At 70.9% G+C, this 19429-nt stretch carries 18 protein-coding genes; 10 read left to right on the top strand and 8 right to left on the bottom strand.

Annotated features, from left to right (window positions below; genetic code table 11):
* Nucleotides 1–54: 54 nt before the first annotated feature.
* The 4 genes from SOM35_RS00640 to xseA form a co-directional block, all read right to left on the bottom strand.
* Entirely contained in the window at nucleotides 55–669 is a 615-nt protein-coding gene (locus SOM35_RS00640) for a carbonic anhydrase (RefSeq protein ID WP_111075720.1), read from the bottom strand.
* Between the two features lie 69 nt (nucleotides 670–738).
* Nucleotides 739–1377 (bottom strand): DUF4245 domain-containing protein, encoded by a 639-nt coding sequence (locus SOM35_RS00645; protein ID WP_320513903.1) that lies wholly within the window; start codon nucleotides 1375–1377, stop codon nucleotides 739–741.
* Complete coding sequence (locus SOM35_RS00650; RefSeq protein ID WP_320513904.1) at nucleotides 1374–1637, bottom strand: exodeoxyribonuclease VII small subunit; 264 nt, start codon at nucleotides 1635–1637, stop codon at nucleotides 1374–1376. Before SOM35_RS00650 ends, SOM35_RS00645 begins: the two co-directional genes overlap by 4 nt.
* A 127-nt stretch (nucleotides 1638–1764) precedes the next feature.
* The gene (gene xseA, locus SOM35_RS00655) at nucleotides 1765–3021 is read right to left on the bottom strand and encodes an exodeoxyribonuclease VII large subunit (RefSeq protein ID WP_301286602.1); all 1257 of its coding nucleotides are present in this window, start codon (nucleotides 3019–3021) and stop codon (nucleotides 1765–1767) included.
* 124 nt (nucleotides 3022–3145) lie between these two features.
* Between xseA and SOM35_RS00660 the strand changes: the two genes are divergently transcribed.
* Nucleotides 3146–4210 carry a 4-hydroxy-3-methylbut-2-enyl diphosphate reductase gene (locus SOM35_RS00660; protein ID WP_221851113.1) on the top strand — a complete coding sequence of 355 codons (1065 nt, stop codon included), beginning with the start codon at nucleotides 3146–3148 and terminating at the stop codon, nucleotides 4208–4210.
* 98 nt (nucleotides 4211–4308) lie between these two features.
* Entirely contained in the window at nucleotides 4309–5034 is a 726-nt protein-coding gene (locus SOM35_RS00665; RefSeq protein WP_320513909.1) for a DUF6264 family protein, read from the top strand.
* Here SOM35_RS00665 and SOM35_RS00670 read toward each other — a convergent pair.
* The 3 genes from SOM35_RS00670 to fbaA all read right to left on the bottom strand — a co-directional run bounded on the left by SOM35_RS00670 (nucleotide 5016) and on the right by fbaA (nucleotide 8154).
* Nucleotides 5016–5663: a GNAT family N-acetyltransferase gene (locus tag SOM35_RS00670; protein ID WP_320513910.1), complete on the bottom strand. Its 648-nt coding sequence runs from the start codon at nucleotides 5661–5663 to the stop codon at nucleotides 5016–5018. The two genes, SOM35_RS00665 and SOM35_RS00670, sit on opposite strands and share 19 nt — an antisense overlap.
* A 27-nt stretch (nucleotides 5664–5690) precedes the next feature.
* The gene (locus tag SOM35_RS00675) at nucleotides 5691–6962 is read right to left on the bottom strand and encodes a M18 family aminopeptidase (RefSeq protein WP_320513911.1); all 1272 of its coding nucleotides are present in this window, start codon (nucleotides 6960–6962) and stop codon (nucleotides 5691–5693) included.
* Between the two features lie 163 nt (nucleotides 6963–7125).
* Nucleotides 7126–8154, bottom strand: a complete 1029-nt coding sequence (fbaA, locus tag SOM35_RS00680) for a class II fructose-bisphosphate aldolase (protein ID WP_111075712.1) — start codon at nucleotides 8152–8154, stop codon at nucleotides 7126–7128.
* Nucleotides 8155–8310: 156 nt separating this feature from the next.
* Between fbaA and glpX the strand changes: the two genes are divergently transcribed.
* Nucleotides 8311–9300, top strand: a complete 990-nt coding sequence (gene glpX / locus SOM35_RS00685; RefSeq protein WP_111075711.1) for a class II fructose-bisphosphatase — start codon at nucleotides 8311–8313, stop codon at nucleotides 9298–9300.
* 138 nt (nucleotides 9301–9438) lie between these two features.
* On the opposite strand, the gene SOM35_RS00690 is transcribed toward glpX, so the two are convergent.
* Nucleotides 9439–10698 (bottom strand): DNA recombination protein RmuC, encoded by a 1260-nt coding sequence (locus SOM35_RS00690; RefSeq protein WP_320513912.1) that lies wholly within the window; start codon nucleotides 10696–10698, stop codon nucleotides 9439–9441.
* A 174-nt stretch (nucleotides 10699–10872) separates the two neighbouring features.
* On the opposite strand from SOM35_RS00690, the gene iolC reads away from it, so the two are divergent.
* From iolC to SOM35_RS00725, 7 genes are read left to right on the top strand one after another with little or no spacing between them, the layout of a single operon-like run.
* Nucleotides 10873–11925 carry a 5-dehydro-2-deoxygluconokinase gene (gene iolC / locus SOM35_RS00695; RefSeq protein WP_320513914.1) on the top strand — a complete coding sequence of 351 codons (1053 nt, stop codon included), beginning with the start codon at nucleotides 10873–10875 and terminating at the stop codon, nucleotides 11923–11925.
* Entirely contained in the window at nucleotides 11918–12907 is a 990-nt protein-coding gene (locus SOM35_RS00700; protein ID WP_320513915.1) for a class I fructose-bisphosphate aldolase, read from the top strand. Before iolC ends, SOM35_RS00700 begins: the two co-directional genes overlap by 8 nt.
* Nucleotides 12904–14442 carry a CoA-acylating methylmalonate-semialdehyde dehydrogenase gene (locus tag SOM35_RS00705; protein WP_320513916.1) on the top strand — a complete coding sequence of 513 codons (1539 nt, stop codon included), beginning with the start codon at nucleotides 12904–12906 and terminating at the stop codon, nucleotides 14440–14442. The genes SOM35_RS00700 and SOM35_RS00705 overlap by 4 nt, the downstream gene beginning before the upstream one ends.
* Nucleotides 14443–14449: 7 nt before the next feature.
* Nucleotides 14450–15397, top strand: coding sequence for a 5-deoxy-glucuronate isomerase (gene iolB, locus SOM35_RS00710; protein ID WP_320513917.1), 948 nt, complete (start codon nucleotides 14450–14452; stop codon nucleotides 15395–15397).
* A gap of 20 nt (nucleotides 15398–15417) precedes the next feature.
* Nucleotides 15418–17307, top strand: coding sequence for a 3D-(3,5/4)-trihydroxycyclohexane-1,2-dione acylhydrolase (decyclizing) (iolD, locus tag SOM35_RS00715; protein WP_320514510.1), 1890 nt, complete (start codon nucleotides 15418–15420; stop codon nucleotides 17305–17307).
* Nucleotides 17308–17340: 33 nt separating this feature from the next.
* Nucleotides 17341–18294 carry a sugar phosphate isomerase/epimerase family protein gene (locus SOM35_RS00720; protein WP_320513918.1) on the top strand — a complete coding sequence of 318 codons (954 nt, stop codon included), beginning with the start codon at nucleotides 17341–17343 and terminating at the stop codon, nucleotides 18292–18294.
* Between the two features lie 43 nt (nucleotides 18295–18337).
* Nucleotides 18338–19426 carry a Gfo/Idh/MocA family protein gene (locus tag SOM35_RS00725; protein ID WP_320513919.1) on the top strand — a complete coding sequence of 363 codons (1089 nt, stop codon included), beginning with the start codon at nucleotides 18338–18340 and terminating at the stop codon, nucleotides 19424–19426.
* The last annotated feature ends 3 nt before the right edge of the window (nucleotides 19427–19429 follow it).

Genomic DNA, 19429 nt, shown 5'->3' on the forward strand with positions numbered 1-19429 from the left:
GGTGTCGGTGGCGCTCCGGCGGCTCGTCGCTGCCGGAGCGGTCACGTCGTCGGGTCAGGCCTGTCCGACGACGGTGTCGATCGAGACCTCGCCCGTGGTGAGGTCGTAGGTCGCGCCGACCACGGCCAACCTACCGTCCGCGATCGCGTCGGAGACGGCCCCCGACCGGTCGAGGATCGACTTCAGGCTCGACTCGAGGTGCGCGGCACCCACGGACTCCTGTGCGACGTCCGGGTCGGTGGCGCGGACCCGCTCGACGCTCGGGGCGATCGCGTCGACGAGGGCCTGCAGGTGCGGGGCGGGGACCGGCTCGCCGGAACGTGCGGCAGCGACGGCACCGCACTTGGTGTGGCGGAGCACGACGACCAGCGGGGTACCGAGCGCGACGACGGCGAACTCGATCGAGCCGAGGACGACGTCGTCGACGATCTGCCCGGCGTTGCGGATCGCGAAGACGTCGCCGATGCCCGCGTCGAAGACGTGCTCGAACGGCACGCGGGAGTCCGAGCAACCGAGGACGGTCGCGAACGGCGCCTGGGACCCCTGCAGCTCGGAGCGGCGCTCGGGGTCGATGCGGCCGGTGCGGCGCTTGTCGGCGGCGAAGCGGGCGTTGCCCTCGACCAGGAGTCGCAGGGCGTCGGCGGGGGTGGAGGCGGCGCGGTCGGTCATCGTGTGTCGTTCCTCGGGCTGATCGGGTTCGGTCGGACGTGCTGCTGTCTGCGGTGGTGCTGGTGCTGGCTAGCGGTCGAGTTCCTCGCCGACCGCCGTCGCCACCGTGGTGAACGACTTCTGGTCGGCGGTGCCGGCGAGCACCACGGTGTCCTTGCCGGAGGTCGTCACGAGTGCGTAGAGGTTGTTGCCGGCGCCCTTGCCCTCGTCACGTCGGTCGTACACGGTCCACTTCGTCCCGGCGATCGAGCGGGAACCGGTCGCCTGCTTCTGGTCGAGCTGGTCCGCGACCCAGGTGTCGTTGGCGTCGATGCCCTGGTGCATGCCGATGTACTGCTTGTCCGGCGTCAGGAGACCGATCGTCCACACGGCCACCCCGCGAGCCGAACCGGACTGGTACTCGGCGTTGTTCGAGGTGTACGACGACGGCAGGTCGGGCACGAGCAGTTCGGCCCCGGAGACGTCGGCCTGCTGGGCGACCTGCCGGTAGTCGACGGAGCGGTCGACGGCCTGGTCGGGTCGGACCACGACGGCGACCAGGAAGAGCACGATGCCGAGGGAGGCGATGAGTGCGAGCACGAGGTTGAACGCCGTCTGGTGTTCACGACGGGCTCGGCGCGCGGTGTCCTTGCGTGCCCAGGTCTCCTCCGCCGTCTCGGGGCGACCGAGTTCGGCGACGATCGGGCGGCCGGTCTCCGGGTCGCTCATCGGACGTCGCCCGCGGCTGTCTGGTCCGCGCTGCCGTTCTCGGTCGCGGCGCGTGCGGCATCGAGACGGGCGCGGGCGCCGACGAGCCACTCTTCACACCGGGCGGCCAGGGCTTCGCCGCGCTCCCAGAGGCCCAGGGACCGCTCGAGGGTCGCCGACCCCTGCTCGAGCTCGGAGACGACACGGACGAGTTCGTCACGCGCCGCTTCGTAGCTCAGCGAGCGGACGTCGGGCTGCTCGGACTGCTGCTCGGAAGACACGCTCCGATCCTACCGAGCCGCCACCGACGCGACCGCTGTGCCGGATGCCTGTGGAGAACACCGGAAGACGCGGTGCTCGTGGAGGACGAGGCGAGGCGACCTGCCGGGGCCGGGACGGGCCTCCCGGCTAGGACCCGGACCCGTCCGGGCCAGACCCGTCCGGGCCGGGCCCGTCCGCCTCGAGCGTGCCGACCGCGGTCCCCGTGCCGAGCGTGACGTGCACCGGCGTCGCGCCGTCCAGCTCGTCCGCCCCGCGGACCACCGCGCCACTGCTCGTCTGCACGATCGCGTACCCGCGGCGGAGGGTGTCCCGCGGCGACAGCGCGCGCAGCCGACCGGTCAGGTGACCGACCTCGGAGTGGGAGCGTTCGATCTGCCGGTCGAGGAGCTCCCGAGCGCGCGAGAGGTCACGGGCGACCTCCTCCGCACGGGTGTCGACGAGCCAGGCGGTGGACGCCAGCGCCGGGCGCGAGCGCAGTGCCGCGATCCGGTCGGCCTCGACCGAGAGCGTGTGCGAGAGCCGCAGTCCGAGCCGTGCCCGGGCCTGCCGGACGTTCGCCAGTTCCTCGGCCACGTCCGGCACCACGCGCTTCGCGGCGTCCGTCGGGGTTGAGGCGCGGAGGTCCGCCACCTCGTCGAGGATCGGCCGGTCGGCCTCGTGCCCGATGGCCGAGACGATCGGCGTCGTCGCGGCGGACGCTGCCCGGACCAGTCCCTCGTCGCTGAAGCCGAGCAGGTTCTGGAAGTCGCCGCCGCCGCGCGCGACGATGATGACGTCGACCTCGGGGTCGGCGTCGAGCTCCTGGATCGCCGCCGTGACCTCTGCCACCGCGCGGTCGCCCTGCACCGCGGTGTGCACGGTGCGGAACTCGACCTGGGGCCACCGGAGCTGCGCGTTCCGCTTGACGTCCTTCTCGGCGTCGGAGTCCTTCCCGGTGATCAGGCCGATGCGGTGCGGCAGGAACGGCAGACGCTTCTTGCGGGCGGGGTCGAAGAGTCCCTCTTCCGCCAGGCTCCGGCGCAGCCGCTCGAGGCGTTCGAGCAGGTCCCCGAGCCCGACGTGCTTCATCTCGACGACCTGCATGGTCAACGAGCCGCCCTTGACCCAGTAGTTTGGCTTGACCGCCGCGACCACGCGGGCGCCCTGCTTGAGGTCCGCCGGCACCCGGGAGCGCACGCTCGACCAGATGGAGAAGGAGACGGTGGCGTCGACCTCGATGTCCTTGAGCTTGCCGTAGACGTTGCCGCCGGCGACGTTCCACTGCGTGATCTCGCCCTCGACCCAGGCGACCCCGAGCCGGTCGATCCAGTCGCGGAGCTTCGCGCCGAGCAGCGCGACGGGCCACGGGTCCTCTGCCGTGGGCGGCCCCTGTTCGATCGCCATCGTGCCCCTCTCTCGTCGTGCGGACCATGCTGCCGGACACCGGTGACATCCCGGATGGCGACGCTCCTCCACAGGCTCGTCGGTGCCCAGGCTGCGCGGGTCCCGCTCACCTATCATCGGGGACGTGACGATCACCAACGGCCACTCGGTCCCGCTCGCCCCGCCGCGGGTCCCCGCAGCGCGCGGTCGACTGCGCGACGTCCCGGTCAGCGGGCCCAAGCGCGTCCTGCTCGCAGCGCCCCGTGGGTACTGCGCCGGCGTCGACCGGGCCGTGGTCGCGGTCGAGAAGGCCCTCGAGCAGTACGGCGAGCCGGTCTACGTCCGCAAGCAGATCGTCCACAACGTCCACGTGGTCTCCACCCTCGAGCAGCGCGGCGCCGTCTTCGTCGACGACGTCGCGGAAGTACCTCGCGGCTCCCACGTCGTCTTCAGCGCGCACGGGGTCTCGCCGGCGGTCGTGGCCGGCGCCGCGGACCGCGACCTGCACGCCATCGACGCGACCTGCCCGCTCGTCACCAAGGTGCACCGCGAAGCCACCCGGTTCGCCAAGGCCGAGCGCACGATCATCCTGATCGGCCACGCCGGTCACGAAGAGGTCGAGGGCACGATGGGCCACGCGCCCGACCGCACGATCCTGGTCAACGGGCCGGCCGACGTCGCCGCGCTCGACGTCCCCGACCCGGACAACCTCGTCTGGCTGTCGCAGACCACCCTCAGCGTCGACGAGACGATGGAGACCGTGCGGCTCCTGCGTGAGAAGTACCCCTCGATCGAGAACCCGCCCTCCGACGACATCTGCTACGCCACACAGAACCGGCAGGTCGCCGTCAAGAAGGTCGCGCCGGCTGCGGACCTGGTCATCGTCGTCGGCTCCGCGAACTCGTCGAACAGCGTCCGGCTCGTCGACGTCGCCCTCGAGTACGGCGCGAAGGACGCACACCGCGTCGACTACGCCGAGGAGATCCGCCAGGAATGGCTCGACGGCGTGCGGACCGTCGGCGTGACGAGCGGCGCCTCCGTGCCGGAGGTGCTGGTCGCCGAGGTGCTCGAACAGCTCGCCGACGCCGGCTACGGGTCCGTCGAAGAGGTCGTCACCGCGCACGAGGACCTCATGTTCTCGCTGCCCCGCGAACTCCGCACCGACGCCGACGGCAAGTCGACGCGTCCGCTCGGCGGGCGCACCCGATGACGGCCCCCGATCCGCAGACGGACGGCTGGACCGGGGTGCCGCCGCGGGCGACGACGTCGGTCGACGGCCGGGAGGCCCTTATCACCTCCGACGGGTCCGTGGACTCTGCAGGTGGTGGCGCCGGCTCGGGCATCGTCGGTGCGGGCAGTGCCGGTGCGGGCAGTGCCGGTGCGGCCAGTCCGGCCGGTCCTGTCGGTCGTCCGGCTCCGCAGTACGGGGAGTACGCGCCCGAGGGGTGGGTCAACCCCGTCCTCGCCGAGCAGGAACGGCAGGAGCAGCGGGACCGCGAGCACGCCGCTGCCTCGGCCGTCGCCTCCGCCGCCCGCTCGAACGGCACGGCGGAGCGCACGAACCGGACGACGGCTCGCACGAACCGCACGGCGGAACGGATGCCCCAGGGGGAGCGTCGTGGGGTGTCGACCCCGCACGACGGTGCGCCGGTCCGCCGACTCGGTGCCTCGCCGGTCGACCTGCTCCTGACCCTCGTGCTCCTGGCGATGGGCCTGGTCAGCGTCGTGCAGTCACTGTCCATCGGCTCGGTCGCGTCCACCGTCCGGCAGACCCTCGAGACGAACTACACCGAACTGCAGGACCCCGGATCGCTGAACGGTGCCGCGATGATCAGCGCCGTCGGCATGCTCGTCGTGTTCGCCCTCGTGCTCTGGCGGTCCGTCGTCCGGCTCCGGGCCGGCAAGCGGACGTTCTGGGTGCCGCTGCTCGGTGGAGCCGTCGCGACGCTGTTCAGCTCGGTCGTGTTCGTCATCGTGGTGTTCCAGGACGACGGCTTCGTCGCGGCGATGATGCGTCAGGCCTCCGGCGGCTGACTTCCCGCCGGTGGTGCCGGTGCCGGTGCTGGTACAGCCGCTGGTTCCTGCGGCCGGCCGGGCCACTCACGGGCGAGGACGGACATGAGGACCTCGTCGTGGAAGCGTCCGTCGTGCCACGTCGCGTCCCGGCGCACGCCCTCCTGTCGGTACCCGATCCTCCGGTAGACCGCCTGCGCTCGGTCGTTGAACGCGTGCACCCGGATCTCGATGCGGTTCAGGCCCATCTCACGGAAGCCGTAGTCGGTGAGCACCCGGACGGCGTCGGTGCCGAAGCCCTGGCCGACGTGCTCCGAACCGATCATCACGGCGAGGGTCGCGGCCCGGACCGGCAGCGCCCCGCCGAACAGGGTGACGTGTCCGACCAGCACGCCCGACTCGCGGTCCACGACGCTGAACCCGACGTCGCCGCTGCGCTCGCTGTTGCTCCACGACCGGAACATCTCCGTCACGGGCACATCGGGCCGCGGACGCACGATCATCTGCTGCAGCACCGACCACTCCGGGTCCCGCCACCACCGGACGAGATCGGGCAGGTCGTGGTCCTCGAGCGCACGGAACCGGACCCGGTCGCCCTGCAGGAGCGTCGATCCGTACCGTCGGGCGTCAGCGCTGGTGGTCCAGGTCATGGTCCGACCATGGCACGTCCGCCGGGGTCAGGCCAGGAAGGCCGCGACCGCCGCGTGCAGGTCGGCCAGGTCGTCGACGTGCACGAGCTCGCGCACCGAATGCATCGACAGCAGGCCGACGCCGATGTCGATCGTCGGGATGCCCAGCCGGGTCGCTGCGATCGGCCCGATGGTCGAGCCGCCCGGGATCGTGTTCACGTTCACGAACGGCTGGTGGTCGACACCGGCCGTCTCACAGGCGGCAGCGAACACCGCGGTGCCCTTCGCCTCGGTCATGTACCGCTGGTTCGCGCTGATCTTCAGCAGCGGGCCACCGCCCGGTCGGGGTCGGTTCGTCGGATCGTGCTTCTCGGCGTAGTTCGGGTGCACCAGGTGTCCGGCGTCACTGGAGAGCAGCCACGAGGCACGGAAGGCGCGGGCGGACTCGGAGCGGCTGGCACCGAGGCCTTCCTGCACGCGGGCCAGGACGTCCTCGAGGAACGGCCCACCCGCCCCCGACGGCGAGGACGAACCGATCTCCTCGTGGTCGAACGCCGCGAACACCGGGATGTGGTCGCCGTCGCCCGGGGCCTCGATCAGGCCGCGCAGTCCGGCGTGCACGCTCGTCAGGTTGTCCATCCGGCCGGAGGCCAGGAACGCCCGGTCGATGCCGATCCGCGACGGTGCCTGGGTGTCGGCGAAGAACAGGTCCCACGACACGGCCGTCTCACCGAGGCGGGAGCGCAGCCACTCCATCGCGTCGCTGCCACCCGTGCCGACACCCGCGCTGCCGTCGGTCCCGACGATCGGCAGGGTGTGCCGCTGCTTGTCGAGGGCCGGGCCGTCGTTGACGCCCCGGTCGAGGTGGATCGCGAGGTTCGGGATCCGGGCGACCGCGTCGACGGTGTCGAACAGCGAGGTCGGGCCGTCGCGGTGGACGACCCGGCCGGCGATGCGCAGGTCCCGGTCGAACCACGTCGACAGGACCGGGCCGCCGTAGACCTCGACGTTGAGCTGCTCCCAGCCGCCGACGCGGACGGTCGGGTTCGGCTTGATGCGGAACCCGGGGGAGTCGGTGTGGGCACCGAGGATGCGGAACGGCGTCGTCGCCGACGCGCCCTCGGGCAGACGCCAAGCGATCACCGCGCCGTCACGGACGACCACGTACGCGCCCGGCTCGGTCGGCCAGGCCTGGGTCTCGTCCAGGTCGGTGAACCCGGCGGCCACCAGGCGGTCACGGGCGACCGAGGCCGCGTGGAACGCGGTGGGGGACTCCGTGACGAAGTGGGCGAACTCGCTGGCGATGGCGTCGACGGTCATCCGACCATCGTGGCACGTCGTCGTGGGCGGACGTGCAGTGGGCGTGCGCCCAGGCGGACGGGAGGCCCGGGGGCGCGTCCGACGGACGCGACCCCGGGCCTCCCGTCCGGTCGCAGTGCTGCGTTGAACTCAGCGCTGCGCTGGTCTCAGTGCTGCGCTGGTCTCAGCTCTGGGACTGTCCCGCGGACCCGAGGACCTTCGTGGCCTCGACGACACGAGCGGCCATCGCGGACTCGGCGACCTTGCCCCAGGCACGCGGGTCGTACTGCTTCTTGTTGCCGACCTCGCCGTCGAGCTTCAGGACGCCTTCGTAGTTCGAGAACATCGAGCCGGCGATCGAGCGGGTGAACGCGTACTGCGTGTCCGTGTCGATGTTCATCTTGATGACGCCGTTGCGGACGGCCTCGTGGATCTCGTCGTCGGTCGAGCCGGAGCCGCCGTGGAAGACGAGGTCGAGCGGGTTCTGACCGGTGCCGTGCTTCTGCGCGATGGCGTCCTGGATCTCGCCGAGGAGCTCAGGACGCAGCTTGACGTTGCCCGGCTTGTAGACGCCGTGCACGTTGCCGAACGTCAGCGCGGCGATCCAGCGGCCGTGGTCGCCCATGCCGAGTGCCTCGACCACGCGCTCGACGTCGTTCGGGGTCGTGTAGAGGGCGTCGTTCGTGCCCTCGTGCTGCACGCCGTCCTCTTCGCCACCGACGACGCCGATCTCGACCTCGAGGATGGCGTTGATGTTGCGCGTCTTCTCGATCATCGTCTTGGCGATCTCGATGTTCTCGTCGAGCGGCACGGCCGAGCCGTCCCACATGTGCGACTGGAAGATCGGGTTGCGGCCCTGACGGACCTCTTCCTCGCTGGCCGCGATGAGCGGCAGGACGAAGCCGTCGAGCGCGTCCTTCGGGCAGTGGTCCGTGTGCAGCGCGACGGTGATCGGGTAGTTCTTCGCGACCTCGTGCGCGAAGGCCGCCATCGCGAGGGCACCGGCGGCGCGGTTCTTCACGGTCTGGCCGGCGAAGTAGTCGGCACCGCCGGTCGTGACCTGGATGATGCCGTCGGAGCCCGCCTCGGTCAGCCCCTGGAGGACCGCGTTGATGGTCTGCGAGGACGACACGTTGACCGCGGGGTAGGCGAACTTCCCGGCCTTCGCGCGGTCGATCATCTCGGCGTACTGTTCCGGCGTTGCGATGGGCACTGGGATCTCCTTCGACTTCTTCGGTGATGTCCTGTTCGATGCTAGTCAGGGCCGGTCGGTGCGCGTTCGGTGTCGCGGGTGCCTGTGGACGGATCACGTTCTGCACATCCGTCCGCCGGGGAGGCCGGACGGTCGGCGCTCGGTACGCTGGGGGGTGTGACTCCCACGACTGAGACCGGCTCCCTGTTCCTCCAGCCCGACCGCAACCTCGCGCTCGAGCTCGTCCGCGCGACGGAGGCTGCCGCGATCCGTGCCCAGCCGTGGGTCGGCCGGGGTGAGAAGAACCTCGCCGACGGCGCCGCGGTGGACGCGATGCGCAAGTTCCTCGGCACCGTGAACTTCGACGGCGTGGTCGTCATCGGCGAGGGCGAGAAGGACAACGCCCCGATGCTCTACAACGGCGAGCACGTCGGCAACGGCCACGGCCCGGCCTGCGACATCGCGGTTGACCCGATCGACGGCACCTCGCTCACCGCCGCCGGCCGCCAGAACGCCATCTCGGTCATGGCCGTGTCCGACCGCGGCTCGATGTACGACCCGTCCGCCGTCTTCTACATGGACAAGATCGCCGCGGGCCCCGAGGGTCGCGGTGTCCTGGACCTCGACAAGCCGATCGGCGACAACATCCGTGCGCTGGCGAAGGCCAAGGGCAAGGACCTCGAGGACATGGTCGTCGCCGTGCTCGACCGTCCGCGTCACGACGAACTCATCCGCGCCATCCGCGCGACGGGTGCCGGCACCCGACTGCTCCTCGACGGTGACGTCGCCGGCGGCATCGCGGCGGCTCTCCCCGGCTCGGCGATCGACATGTGCGTCGGCGTCGGCGGCACCCCGGAGGGCATCATCACCGCGTGCGCGATCAAGGCGCTCGGTGGAGTCCTGCTCGGCAAGCTCCAGCCGAAGGACGACGAAGAGCGCGAGCGCGCCATCGCCGCCGGCCACGACCTGGACAAGGTCCTCGACCAGGACGACCTGGTGACCGGCGACAACACGTTCTTCGTCGCCACCGGTGTCACCGACGGCGTGCTCGTCGACGGTGTCCGTCGGTCGCGGGGCGTCATCCACACCGACTCGCTCGTGCTGCGGTCGCGCTCGAACACCATCCGTCGCATCCAGGCGGACCACCGCGCCGAGAAGTGGTTCTGATCCGCTGAGCTGACGGCGCCGGATTGTCCGGTGCCGATCGGCTGTGCACAACAGGAACCCGCTCGGACCACGGCATCCCGTGGTTCGGGCGGGTTCCTGTTGTGCGGGACCCGCTGACGCCGCGGGCGGCGGCCGCGCTCAGTCCTCGGTCGCGCTGACGAGTTCCGGCGCGGTCAACAGCCGCGGCTCGTCCTCGATGCTCGCCGGGTCCGCGATCACCTTCGACTCGTCGAGCAGCGACAGCCGCCGCGCACTCGGCAGCACCTGCCGCTCGAGCGACCCCACGAAGCGGTTGTAGTCGACGACGCTGCCCCGGATCGACCGGCCGAGCTTGTCCACGTGGGTGGCCATCGTCGCCAGACGCCCGTGCAGTTCGCGGGCGATCGTGAAGAGCTCGCGCGCCTCCTGCGTGACGACGTCCTGCTGCCACGAGAACGCGACGGTCTTCAGCACCGACCACAGGGTGACGGGGGAGGCGAGCGCCACACGCTTCCGGAACGCGTGGTCGAGCAGCCCCGGGTCGGCGGCCAGGGCACTGGCGATGAGCGACTCGGACGGGATGAACGCGACCGTCAGCTCCGGTGAGGCGTCGTAGCCGGACCAGTACTCCCGCGCAGCCAGGGCGTCGACGTGTGCCCGGAGCGCCTTGACGTGCTGGGCCATCAGCTGCTCACGACGGGCGGCTTCGGCTCCCGTGGCGCTCGCCGGGATCTCGGAGGCCTGCAGGTACGCGGCGAACGGCACCTTCGCGTCGACGGCGATCGACTTGCCGCCGGGCAGGTGCACGATCATGTCCGGACGAGCGGCGCCGGCGGAGGTCGTCACGGCGGACTGCACGTCGAAGTCGACGCGTTCAAGCAGTCCGGCGGCCTCGACCACGTTGCGCAGCTGCGTCTCGCCCCAGACCCCGCGCGTGCTGTTCGAGGAAAGTGCGCCGGCGAGCGTCTCGGCGGTGGCGCGCAGGCGTTCCTCCGACTCGGCCGCGGACCGGAGCTGGGCGGAGATCGCGCCGTACTGCTCGCTGCGGGAGCGTTCGAGTTCAGCGATCTTCTCGCGCATGACCTGCAGGGTGTCGGCGACCGGGCTCAGAGCCGTCAGGACCTTCGACTCGTCCTGCGCCCGAGCGGACTCCGCGCCGTGCAGACGCTGCACCAGGTGCTCGAGCTCGGCCGCTCGGCGTTCGAGGGAGTCGACCTGCCGGCGGTACTGCGTGTCCTGCGCGTCGAGCCGTCCGTCGGCGTCGTTCCGTGACTCCTCGAGCTGGGACCGGAGCGCCTCGGCCGTGGCTCGGGCGACCGCGGCGTCGACCCCGGCGCGCGACTTGGCGAGTGTCCACGCGACGAGTGCGCCGACGAGGGCGCCGAGCACGAGGCCGATGACCAGGGCGAGGATCTGCATGACGCGACCCTGGCAGGACCCACCGACACCGCGCCTCCCGTCCGTGACCGCGCCGAGCGGGGACAGACCACCGCGACAGGACGGCCGATCGAACCATGTCATGACATTAGGCCAAGCGTCGTGTACAGTCGTGCTCGTCCGACGATGAAGCCGCACGGAAGGTCCTGCTGTCGCATGACGATCGAAGCACCGCACGCCTACGACGTGATCACGATGGGACGCGTCAGCGTCGACATCTACCCGCAGCAGACCGGCCCCCTCGAAGACGTCGAGACGTTCTCGAAGTCGGTGGGTGGCAGCGCCACGAACGTCGCGATCGCGGCGGCCCGGCACGGTGCAGACACCGCCGTCATCACCCGCACCGGCAACGACCCGTTCGGCCGGTACATCGCCCGGACGCTCCCCGAGTTCGGAGTCGCCAACGACTTCGTCGCCACGGTCGACGGTCTGAACACGCCGGTCGCGTTCTGCGAGGTCTTCCCGCCGGACGACTTCCCGCTCTACTTCTACCGCGCTCCGAAGGCGCCGGACCTGATGATCACGGCGAAGAGCCTGCCGCTGCACGAGATCGAACGGGCCCGCGTCTTCTGGACCACCGTCACCGGGCTCAGCGAAGAGCCGAGCCGGACCGCGCACCACGTCGCCTACGCGGCCCGGAGTGCCTCCGAGCACGCCACCAAGGTGCACACCGTGCTGGATCTGGACTACCGCTCGATGTTCTGGTCGACGCCCGCCGCCGCGACCCGCGAGGTCGCCGTCGCCCTCGAGCACGCGACCGTCGCGGTCGGCAACCGCGAGGAGTGCGAGGTCGCCGTGGGGGAGACCGACCCGGTGCGCGCCGCGGACGCGCTTCTGGAGCGTGGGGTCGAGATCGCGATCGTCAAGCAGGGACCGAAGGGCGTGTTGGCGAAGACGCGCGACGAGTTCGTCGAGGTCCGTCCGCACCGCGTCGACGTGGTCAACGGCCTCGGTTCCGGCGACGGGTTCGGCGGCGCGCTCACGCACGGGCTGCTGCAGGGCTGGGGACTCGAGCGGGTCCTGTCGTTCGCCAACGCGGCCGGCGCGATCGTCGCCACCCGCTTCGAGTGCTCGACGGCGATGCCGACGAGCGACGAGATCGACGCCTTCCTGCGGGGCAACCCGACTCAGGGCACGGCGACCGAGGGAACCAACGCCGAGGGGACCGACACCGAGGGAACCAACGCCGAGGAGGCTCTCCATGCCTGAGCTGACCAGTTCCGACTTCGACCGCCTGCGCGACACCCGCGCTGGTCACCCCGAGCGGATCGCCTCGATCCTCGCCTCGCGACGGAGGCGCCCCCTCCTGGGCGAGGACGGCAAGCTCTTCATCGTGGCTGCGGACCACCCCGCCCGCGGTGCGCTCGCGGTGCGGGACGACCCGTCCGCGATGGCCAACCGCTACGACCTGCTGGAGCGGCTCGTCGTCGCCCTCGGCCGACCCGGTGTCGACGGGGTGCTCGGGACGCCCGACATCCTCGAGGACCTGGCGCTCCTCGGCGCGCTCGACGGCAAGGTGGTCGTGGGCTCGATGAACCGGGGTGGACTCCGCGGTGCGACCTTCGAGATGGACGACCGGTACACGGCGTACTCGGCCGCGTCGATCGCCGACTCCGGGTTCGACTTCGCGAAGCTGCTCATCCGCGTGGCCCTGTCCGACGCCGGCACCGCGCCGACGCTCGAGGCCACCGCCAAGGCCGTGACCGAAGCCGCCGCGCGCCGCCTGCCGATCATGCTCGAGCCGTTCATGTCCGAGCACCGCGGCGGCAGCGTCGTGAACGACCTGTCGGCCGAGGCCGTGATCACCTCGATGGCGATCGCCGCCGGCCTGGGGGAATCGAGCGCCTACAGCTGGTTGAAGATCCCCGTCGTCGACGACATGGAGCGCGTGATGGCCGCGACGACGCTGCCGACGCTCCTGCTCGGCGGCGACCCGGCGTCCCGTCCGCTCGAGACGTACGCCAAGTGGGCCGATGCCCTCGCCCTGCCGGGCGTCCGTGGGCTCGTCGTCGGTCGGACCCTCCTCTACCCGTCGGACGACGACGTGGCGGGTGCGGTCGACGTGGCCGCGGGGCTCGTCCACAGGGGGACGCCCTCCCGCGATCTGTCCACCGACCTGCACGACGCCCCCACGGGCCCCGTCGGCTCCGCGAGCATGAACGAGCCCGTCTCGGAAGGAAGCAACGCATGACCACCACGAGCGCCCCCACCACGACCACCGGCGACCCGACCGACGGCGCGACCGTCGGGCACTGGATCGACGGCGCCCACGTCCCCTCGACCTCCGGCCGGACCGCGCCCGTGTACGACCCGGCCCGCGGGATCGTGACGAAGCAGGTCGCGCTCGCCGACGAGCGCGAGGTGCAGGCAGCGATCGCCAGCGCCAAGGCGGCGTTCCCGGCGTGGAGCGAGCTGTCGCTGAGCAAGCGGCAGCAGATCATGTTCTCGTTCCGCGAGATCCTGAACCGCGACAAGGCCGAGCTGGCCGAGATCATCACGAGCGAGCACGGCAAGGTGGTCTCCGACGCGATGGGCGAGATCGCCCGCGGGCAAGAGGTCGTCGAGCTGGCGACGAGCATCCCGCAGCTGCTCAAGGGCGAGTACTCCGACCAGGTGTCGACCGGTATCGACGTCTACTCGATCCGCCAGCCGCTCGGTGTCGTGGGCATCATCAGCCCCTTCAACTTCCCGGCGATGGTGCCGCTCTGGTTCCTGCCGATCGCCATCGCCGCCGGCAACACCGTCGTGCTGAAGCCGAGCGAGAAGGACCCGTCCGCGGCCATCTGGCTGGCGTCGAAGTTCACCGAAGCCGGACTGCCGGCCGGGGTCTTCACGGTCCTGAACGGCGACAAGGTCGCGGTCGACGGACTCCTGACCAGCCCCGACGTCGAGTCGATCTCGTTCGTCGGGTCGACGCCGATCGCGCAGTACGTCTACGAGACCGGGACGAAACACGGCAAGCGCGTCCAGGCCCTCGGCGGTGCCAAGAACCACATGCTCGTGCTGCCCGACGCCGACCTGGACCTGGTCGCGGACAACGCGATCAACGCGGGATTCGGTTCCGCCGGTGAGCGCTGCATGGCGATCTCGGTCGTCGTCGCAGTGGAACCCGTCGCCGACGAGCTCATCGCGAAGATCACCGAACGGGCCGCCACGCTGCGCATCGGTGACGGTCGCCGCGGCTGCGACATGGGGCCGCTCGTCACCGAGCAGCACCGCGACAAGGTCGCCTCGTACATCGAGGTCGCAGAGCAGGACGGTGCGGTCATCGTGGTGGACGGCCGCACCGTCCGTCCCGACGGGGACGAGAACGGCTTCTGGCTCGGCCCGACGCTGATCGACAAGGTGCCGACGTCGAGCCGCGTCTACACCGAGGAGATCTTCGGCCCGGTGCTGAGCGTCGTCCGCGTGGAGTCATACGAAGAAGGACTGGCGCTGATCAACGGTGGCGCGTACGGCAACGGCACGGCGATCTTCACGAACGACGGCGGGGCCGCCCGACGGTTCCAGCGCGACGTGCAGGTCGGCATGATCGGCATCAACGTCCCGATCCCGGTGCCGGTGGCCTACTACTCGTTCGGCGGGTGGAAGAACTCGCTGTTCGGTGACCACAAGGCGTACGGCGCGGACGGCGTCAGCTTCTTCACACGGCAGAAGGCGATCACCTCCCGGTGGCTCGACCCGTCGCACGGCGGCGTCGACCTCGGCTTCCCGTCGAACGGCTGATCCGACGATGACCGACAACTGGTTCAACCCACGGGGGTCCCGGCCGGAGGACGGCTGGACCGACGTGATCGACGGGCGCGTGCCGGGGTGGGCGCACACCGGGCTCCGGACGGGCGAGCTGCGCGACGGCGGATCGCTCCGCCTGGCCGCCGGCGCCGTCGAACGGATCGTGGTGCCGCTCGCCGGCAGCTTCACCGTGACGTACGACGACGCGGTGACGGACGACGACGCGGTGACGGGCGGCGACGCGGTCACGGCGGGCGGCGGCGTGCAGGAGCTCGAGGGACGCGCGAGCGTGTTCGAGGGCCCCACGGACGTCCTGTACCTCGGCTCCGGCACCGCCGCGGTGATCACCGGCACCGGTCGTGTCGCAGTCGCCGAAGCCCCCACCGACACGGTCAAGCCCACGACGTACATCCCGCGGCAGGACGTGCCCGTCGAACTGCGGGGAGCCGGGCAGTCGAGCCGGCAGGTCCACAACTTCGGCACCCCCGCGGCACTCGACGCCGCGCGGTTGATCGTGTGCGAGGTCATCACCCCCGCGGGCAACTGGTCCTCGTGGCCGGCGCACAAGCACGACACCGAACGGCCCGGTCAGGAATCCGAGCTCGAGGAGATCTACTACTACGAGTCCGCCGTCGCCCGCGGCTCCGAGCACGTCGCCCCGGACGCCGCCGACCCGTTCGCGCTGCACCGGACCTCGGCCTCGGACGACCGACCGATCGACGAGTTCCGCCAGGTCCGGACCGGCGACGTCGCCCTGGTGCCGTACGGCTGGCACGGCCCCGCGGTCGCGGCTCCGGGCTACGACATGTACTACCTCAACGTGATGGCCGGACCCGGACCGGAACGCGTCTGGAACATCACCGACGACCCCGCCCACGGGTGGGTCCGTCAGCTCTGGGAGTCCGAGTCCCTCGACCCCCGCCTGCCCTACCTCAAGGAGCACGTGTGACCACCACCACGACCCGTCGCATGACCGTCGGCCAGGCGCTCGTCGAGTTCCTGGCCAACCAGTGGACGGTGGACGGCGACGTCCGCGAGCGCACGATCCCGGGCATCTTCGGCATCTTCGGGCACGGCAACGTCGCCGGACTCGGGCAGGCGATCAAGCAGCTCCACGTCGAACACCCCGGACTGCTGCCGTACCACCAGGCCCGCAACGAGCAGGCGATGGTGCACGAGGCCGTCGGGTTCGCGCGGATGCACCGCCGTCGCGCGACCTTCGCCGCCACCGCCTCGGTCGGGCCCGGTGCCGCCAACATGCTCACCGCGGCGGCGCTCGCCACGACGAACCGGCTGCCGGCGCTGCTGCTGCCGTCGGACACCTTCGCCACGCGCACCACGGACCCGGTGCTGCAGCAGATCGAGATGCCGCACGACACCTCGATCCAGGTGACCGACGCGTTCCGACCGCTCTCGCGCTTCTTCGACCGGGTGGTCCGCCCGGAGCAGCTCTTCTCGATCGCACTCCAGGCGATGCGGGTCCTCACCGACCCGGCCGAGACGGGTGCGGTGACGATCGCCCTGCCCGAGGACGTGCAGGCCGAACAGCTCGACGTCCCGGTCGCGTTCCTGCAGCCCCGTGAGTGGCACATCCGCCGCCCACTGCCCGAGACCGGTCCGCTCGATCGTGCCGTCGCGGCGATCCGGCAGGCGAAGCGTCCGGTCATCGTGGCGGGTGGCGGTGTCCTCTACTCCGGTGCCGAGGACGAGCTCCGCCGCTTCGTGGAGGCCACCGGGATCCCGGTCGGCACCTCGCAGGCCGGCGGTGGATCGCTGGTCTGGGACCACCCGCAGTACCTCGGCGGCATCGGCGCGACCGGCACCGCCGCCGCCAACGCCGTCGCGGCGCAGGCCGACGTCGTGATCGGCATCGGCACGCGCTACAGCGACTTCACGACCGCGTCACGCACGGCCTTCCAGGACCCGGACGTCACCTTCGTCAACGTCAACGTGGCGTCCTTCGACGCCTACAAGCACGGCACGCAGCTGCCGGTGATCGCCGACGCCCGGGAGGCCCTGGTCGCGCTGACGACGGTGCTCACCACCGATGCGTCGTACGCGGTCGACGCCGGCTACGCCGCCGAGGTCCGGGGCCGGAAGCGGGAGTGGGACGCCGTCGTCGACGACGCGTTCACGCCGTCGAGGGCCGAACTGCCCGGACAGGCCGAGATCATCGGCGCCGTCCAGGCGGCCAGCGACCCACGTGACGTGGTCATCCAGGCCGCAGGGTCGTTGCCCGGTGACCTGCACAAGCTCTGGCGGGTCCGCGATGCGCTCGGCTACCACGTCGAGTATGCGTTCTCGTGCATGGGCTACGAGATCGCCGGCGGCATCGGCGTCCGCCGTGGGGCCCCGGACCGCGACGCGATCGTCATGGTCGGTGACGGCTCGTACCTGATGCTGCACACCGAGCTCGTGACCGCGGTCGCCGAGGGCATCAAGATCATCGTCGTGCTCATCCAGAACCACGGGTACGCGTCGATCGGCCACCTGTCGGAGACCGTCGGCTCGGAGCGCTACGGCACGAAGTACCGCTACCTGGACGAGACCCGGTCGTTCGAGGACGGCGAGCCGCTGCCGGTCGACCTGGCAGCCAACGCCCGGTCCTACGGCGTCGACGTGATCGAGGTCCAACCCGGCCCGGACAGCATCGCCGACCTCACGGCAGCGGTCCGTCAGGCGAAGGCGAACGACCACACCACCCTCGTCCACATCAACTCCGACCCACTGGTCTACGCGCCCGAGGGCGACGGCTGGTGGGACGTGCCGGTCGCGCAGACCGCCACCCTCCCCAGCACCCAGGCCGCCCGCGCCGAGTACGAGCAGCAGGTCGCCGCGCAGCGTCCGCTGCTCGGCTGAACCCGATCCGAGACAGAAAGCGACAGCGACGTCATGACCGACACCGCCACCCCCATCGGCACCCCCGCCACCGACGCGGCGCCCGCCTCGATCCGCATCGGCACCGCCCCGGACTCCTGGGGCGTGTGGTTCCCCGACGACCCGGACCAGGTCCCGTGGCAGCGCTTCCTCGACGAAGCCGCCGCTGCCGGGTACGAGTGGATCGAGCTCGGACCGTACGGGTACCTGCCGACCGACCCGTCGCAGCTGTCCGACGAGCTCGAGTCCCGCGGGCTCAAGCTCTCGGCGGGCACCGTGTTCACCGGGTTCCACAAGGGCGAGGACCAGTTCCAGCGTGCCTGGGACCAGGCGGTCGCCGTCGCGGGCCTGGCGGCGAAGCTGGGCGCCCAGCACCTGGTGACGATCCCGGACCTCTGGCGCTCCGACGCCACCGAAGAGGTGCTCGAGGCCCGAACGCTCACCGACGAGCAGTGGGAGCGACTCGGCCGCGGGCACGACCAGCTGGGCAAGGCGCTGCTCGAGGAGTACGGCGTGCACCAGCAGTTCCACACCCACGCCGACAGCCACGTCGGGACGTACAAGGAGACCGTGCGGTTCCTGGAGGTCACGAACCCCGAGTACACGAACCTCTGCCTCGACACCGGGCACTTCGCGTACTACGGCGGCGACAACCTCAAGCTCATCGCCGCCCACCCGGAGCGCATCGGCTACCTGCACCTCAAGCAGGTCGACACCGACCTGCTGTTCGACGTGCTGAAGAACGACGTGCCGTTCGCGACCGCCGTGGCGCAGGGCATCATGACCGAGCCGCCGCACGGCACCCCGGAACTCGCCCCGATCATCGAGGCCGTGGCCGCGATCAACCCCGAGGTCTTCGGGATCGTCGAGCAGGACATGTACGGCTGCTCGGTCGATGCTCCGGGCCCGATCGCCGAGCGCACCTTCCAGCACATCTTCGGCGCCACCTCCGCCGCGCGCGCCTCCTGACGCGCCGTCCACGCAGCGTCAGCAACCCCAGGAGAAGAACACCATGACCACCACGCAGAACCTCCGCGTCGCCGTCGTCGGCGCCGGCATGATGGGCGCCGACCACGTCCGCCGCATCACCGCCAAGATCTCGAACGCCGACGTCGTCGCGGTCGTCGAACCGGATGGCAGCCGGGCCGCTGCCGCTGCGGCCCTGGCGCCGGGGGCGATCACCGCGGCCTCCTTCGAAGAGGCGCTCGACGCCACTGAGATCGACGGCGTCATCATCGCGACCCCCGGGTTCCTGCACGAGCCGATCCTGGTGACCGCGCTCGAGCGGGGCCTCGCCGTCCTCTGCGAGAAGCCGCTCACGACCAGCGCCGAGGACAGCCTGCGCATCGTGGAGCTCGAGCAGGAGCACGCCAGGCGGCCGATCATCCAGGTCGGGTTCATGCGCCGCTTCGACAGCGGGTACCAGGAGCTCAAGGCCCTGCGTGAGTCGGGCGCGAACGGCGCGCTGCTCGCCCTGCACCACGCCCACCGGAACCCGACGACCCCGCCGAACTTCAGCGAGTCGATGCTCATCCACGACTCGGTGATCCACGAGATCGACATCATCCCGTTCCTGACGGGTGAGGCGATCACGAGTGTCGAGGTCAAGAAGCCGCGGAAGAACTCGCTGGCCCCGGCCGACCTGCCCGAGCCGCAGTTCGTGCTGTTCACCACCGAGTCCGGGACGATGGCGATCGTCGAGATCAACGTGAACGCCCAGTTCGGCTACCAGGTCACCACCGACGCCGTGTTCGAGTCCGGCGTCGCCTACATCGGTCGCGACACCTCGCAGACGATCGTGTCCGCCGGGGTCTCCGGGCAGGGCGTCACGCCGTCGTTCAAGGAACGGTTCGCCGCGGCCTACGACGAAGAGGTGCAGCGCTGGGTGGACGCGGCTCGCGACGGCGGCATCGACGGCCCGAGCGCCTGGGACGGCTACACCGCATCCGTCGTCGCGGAGGTCGCGGTCCGCGCGCAGCAGTCCGGCGCGACCGAGCACGTCGAGTACGCGGTGACGAAGCCGGCCTTCTACGCGGCGACGGCAGCGGCCGACTCGACGGCAGCGGCCGACGCGACAGCCGACGCGCTGACCGGGGTGTAGTCC

Origin of the sequence: Curtobacterium sp. CFBP9011 (assembly GCF_034045095.1) — a bacterium.
GTDB lineage: Bacteria > Actinomycetota > Actinomycetes > Actinomycetales > Microbacteriaceae > Curtobacterium.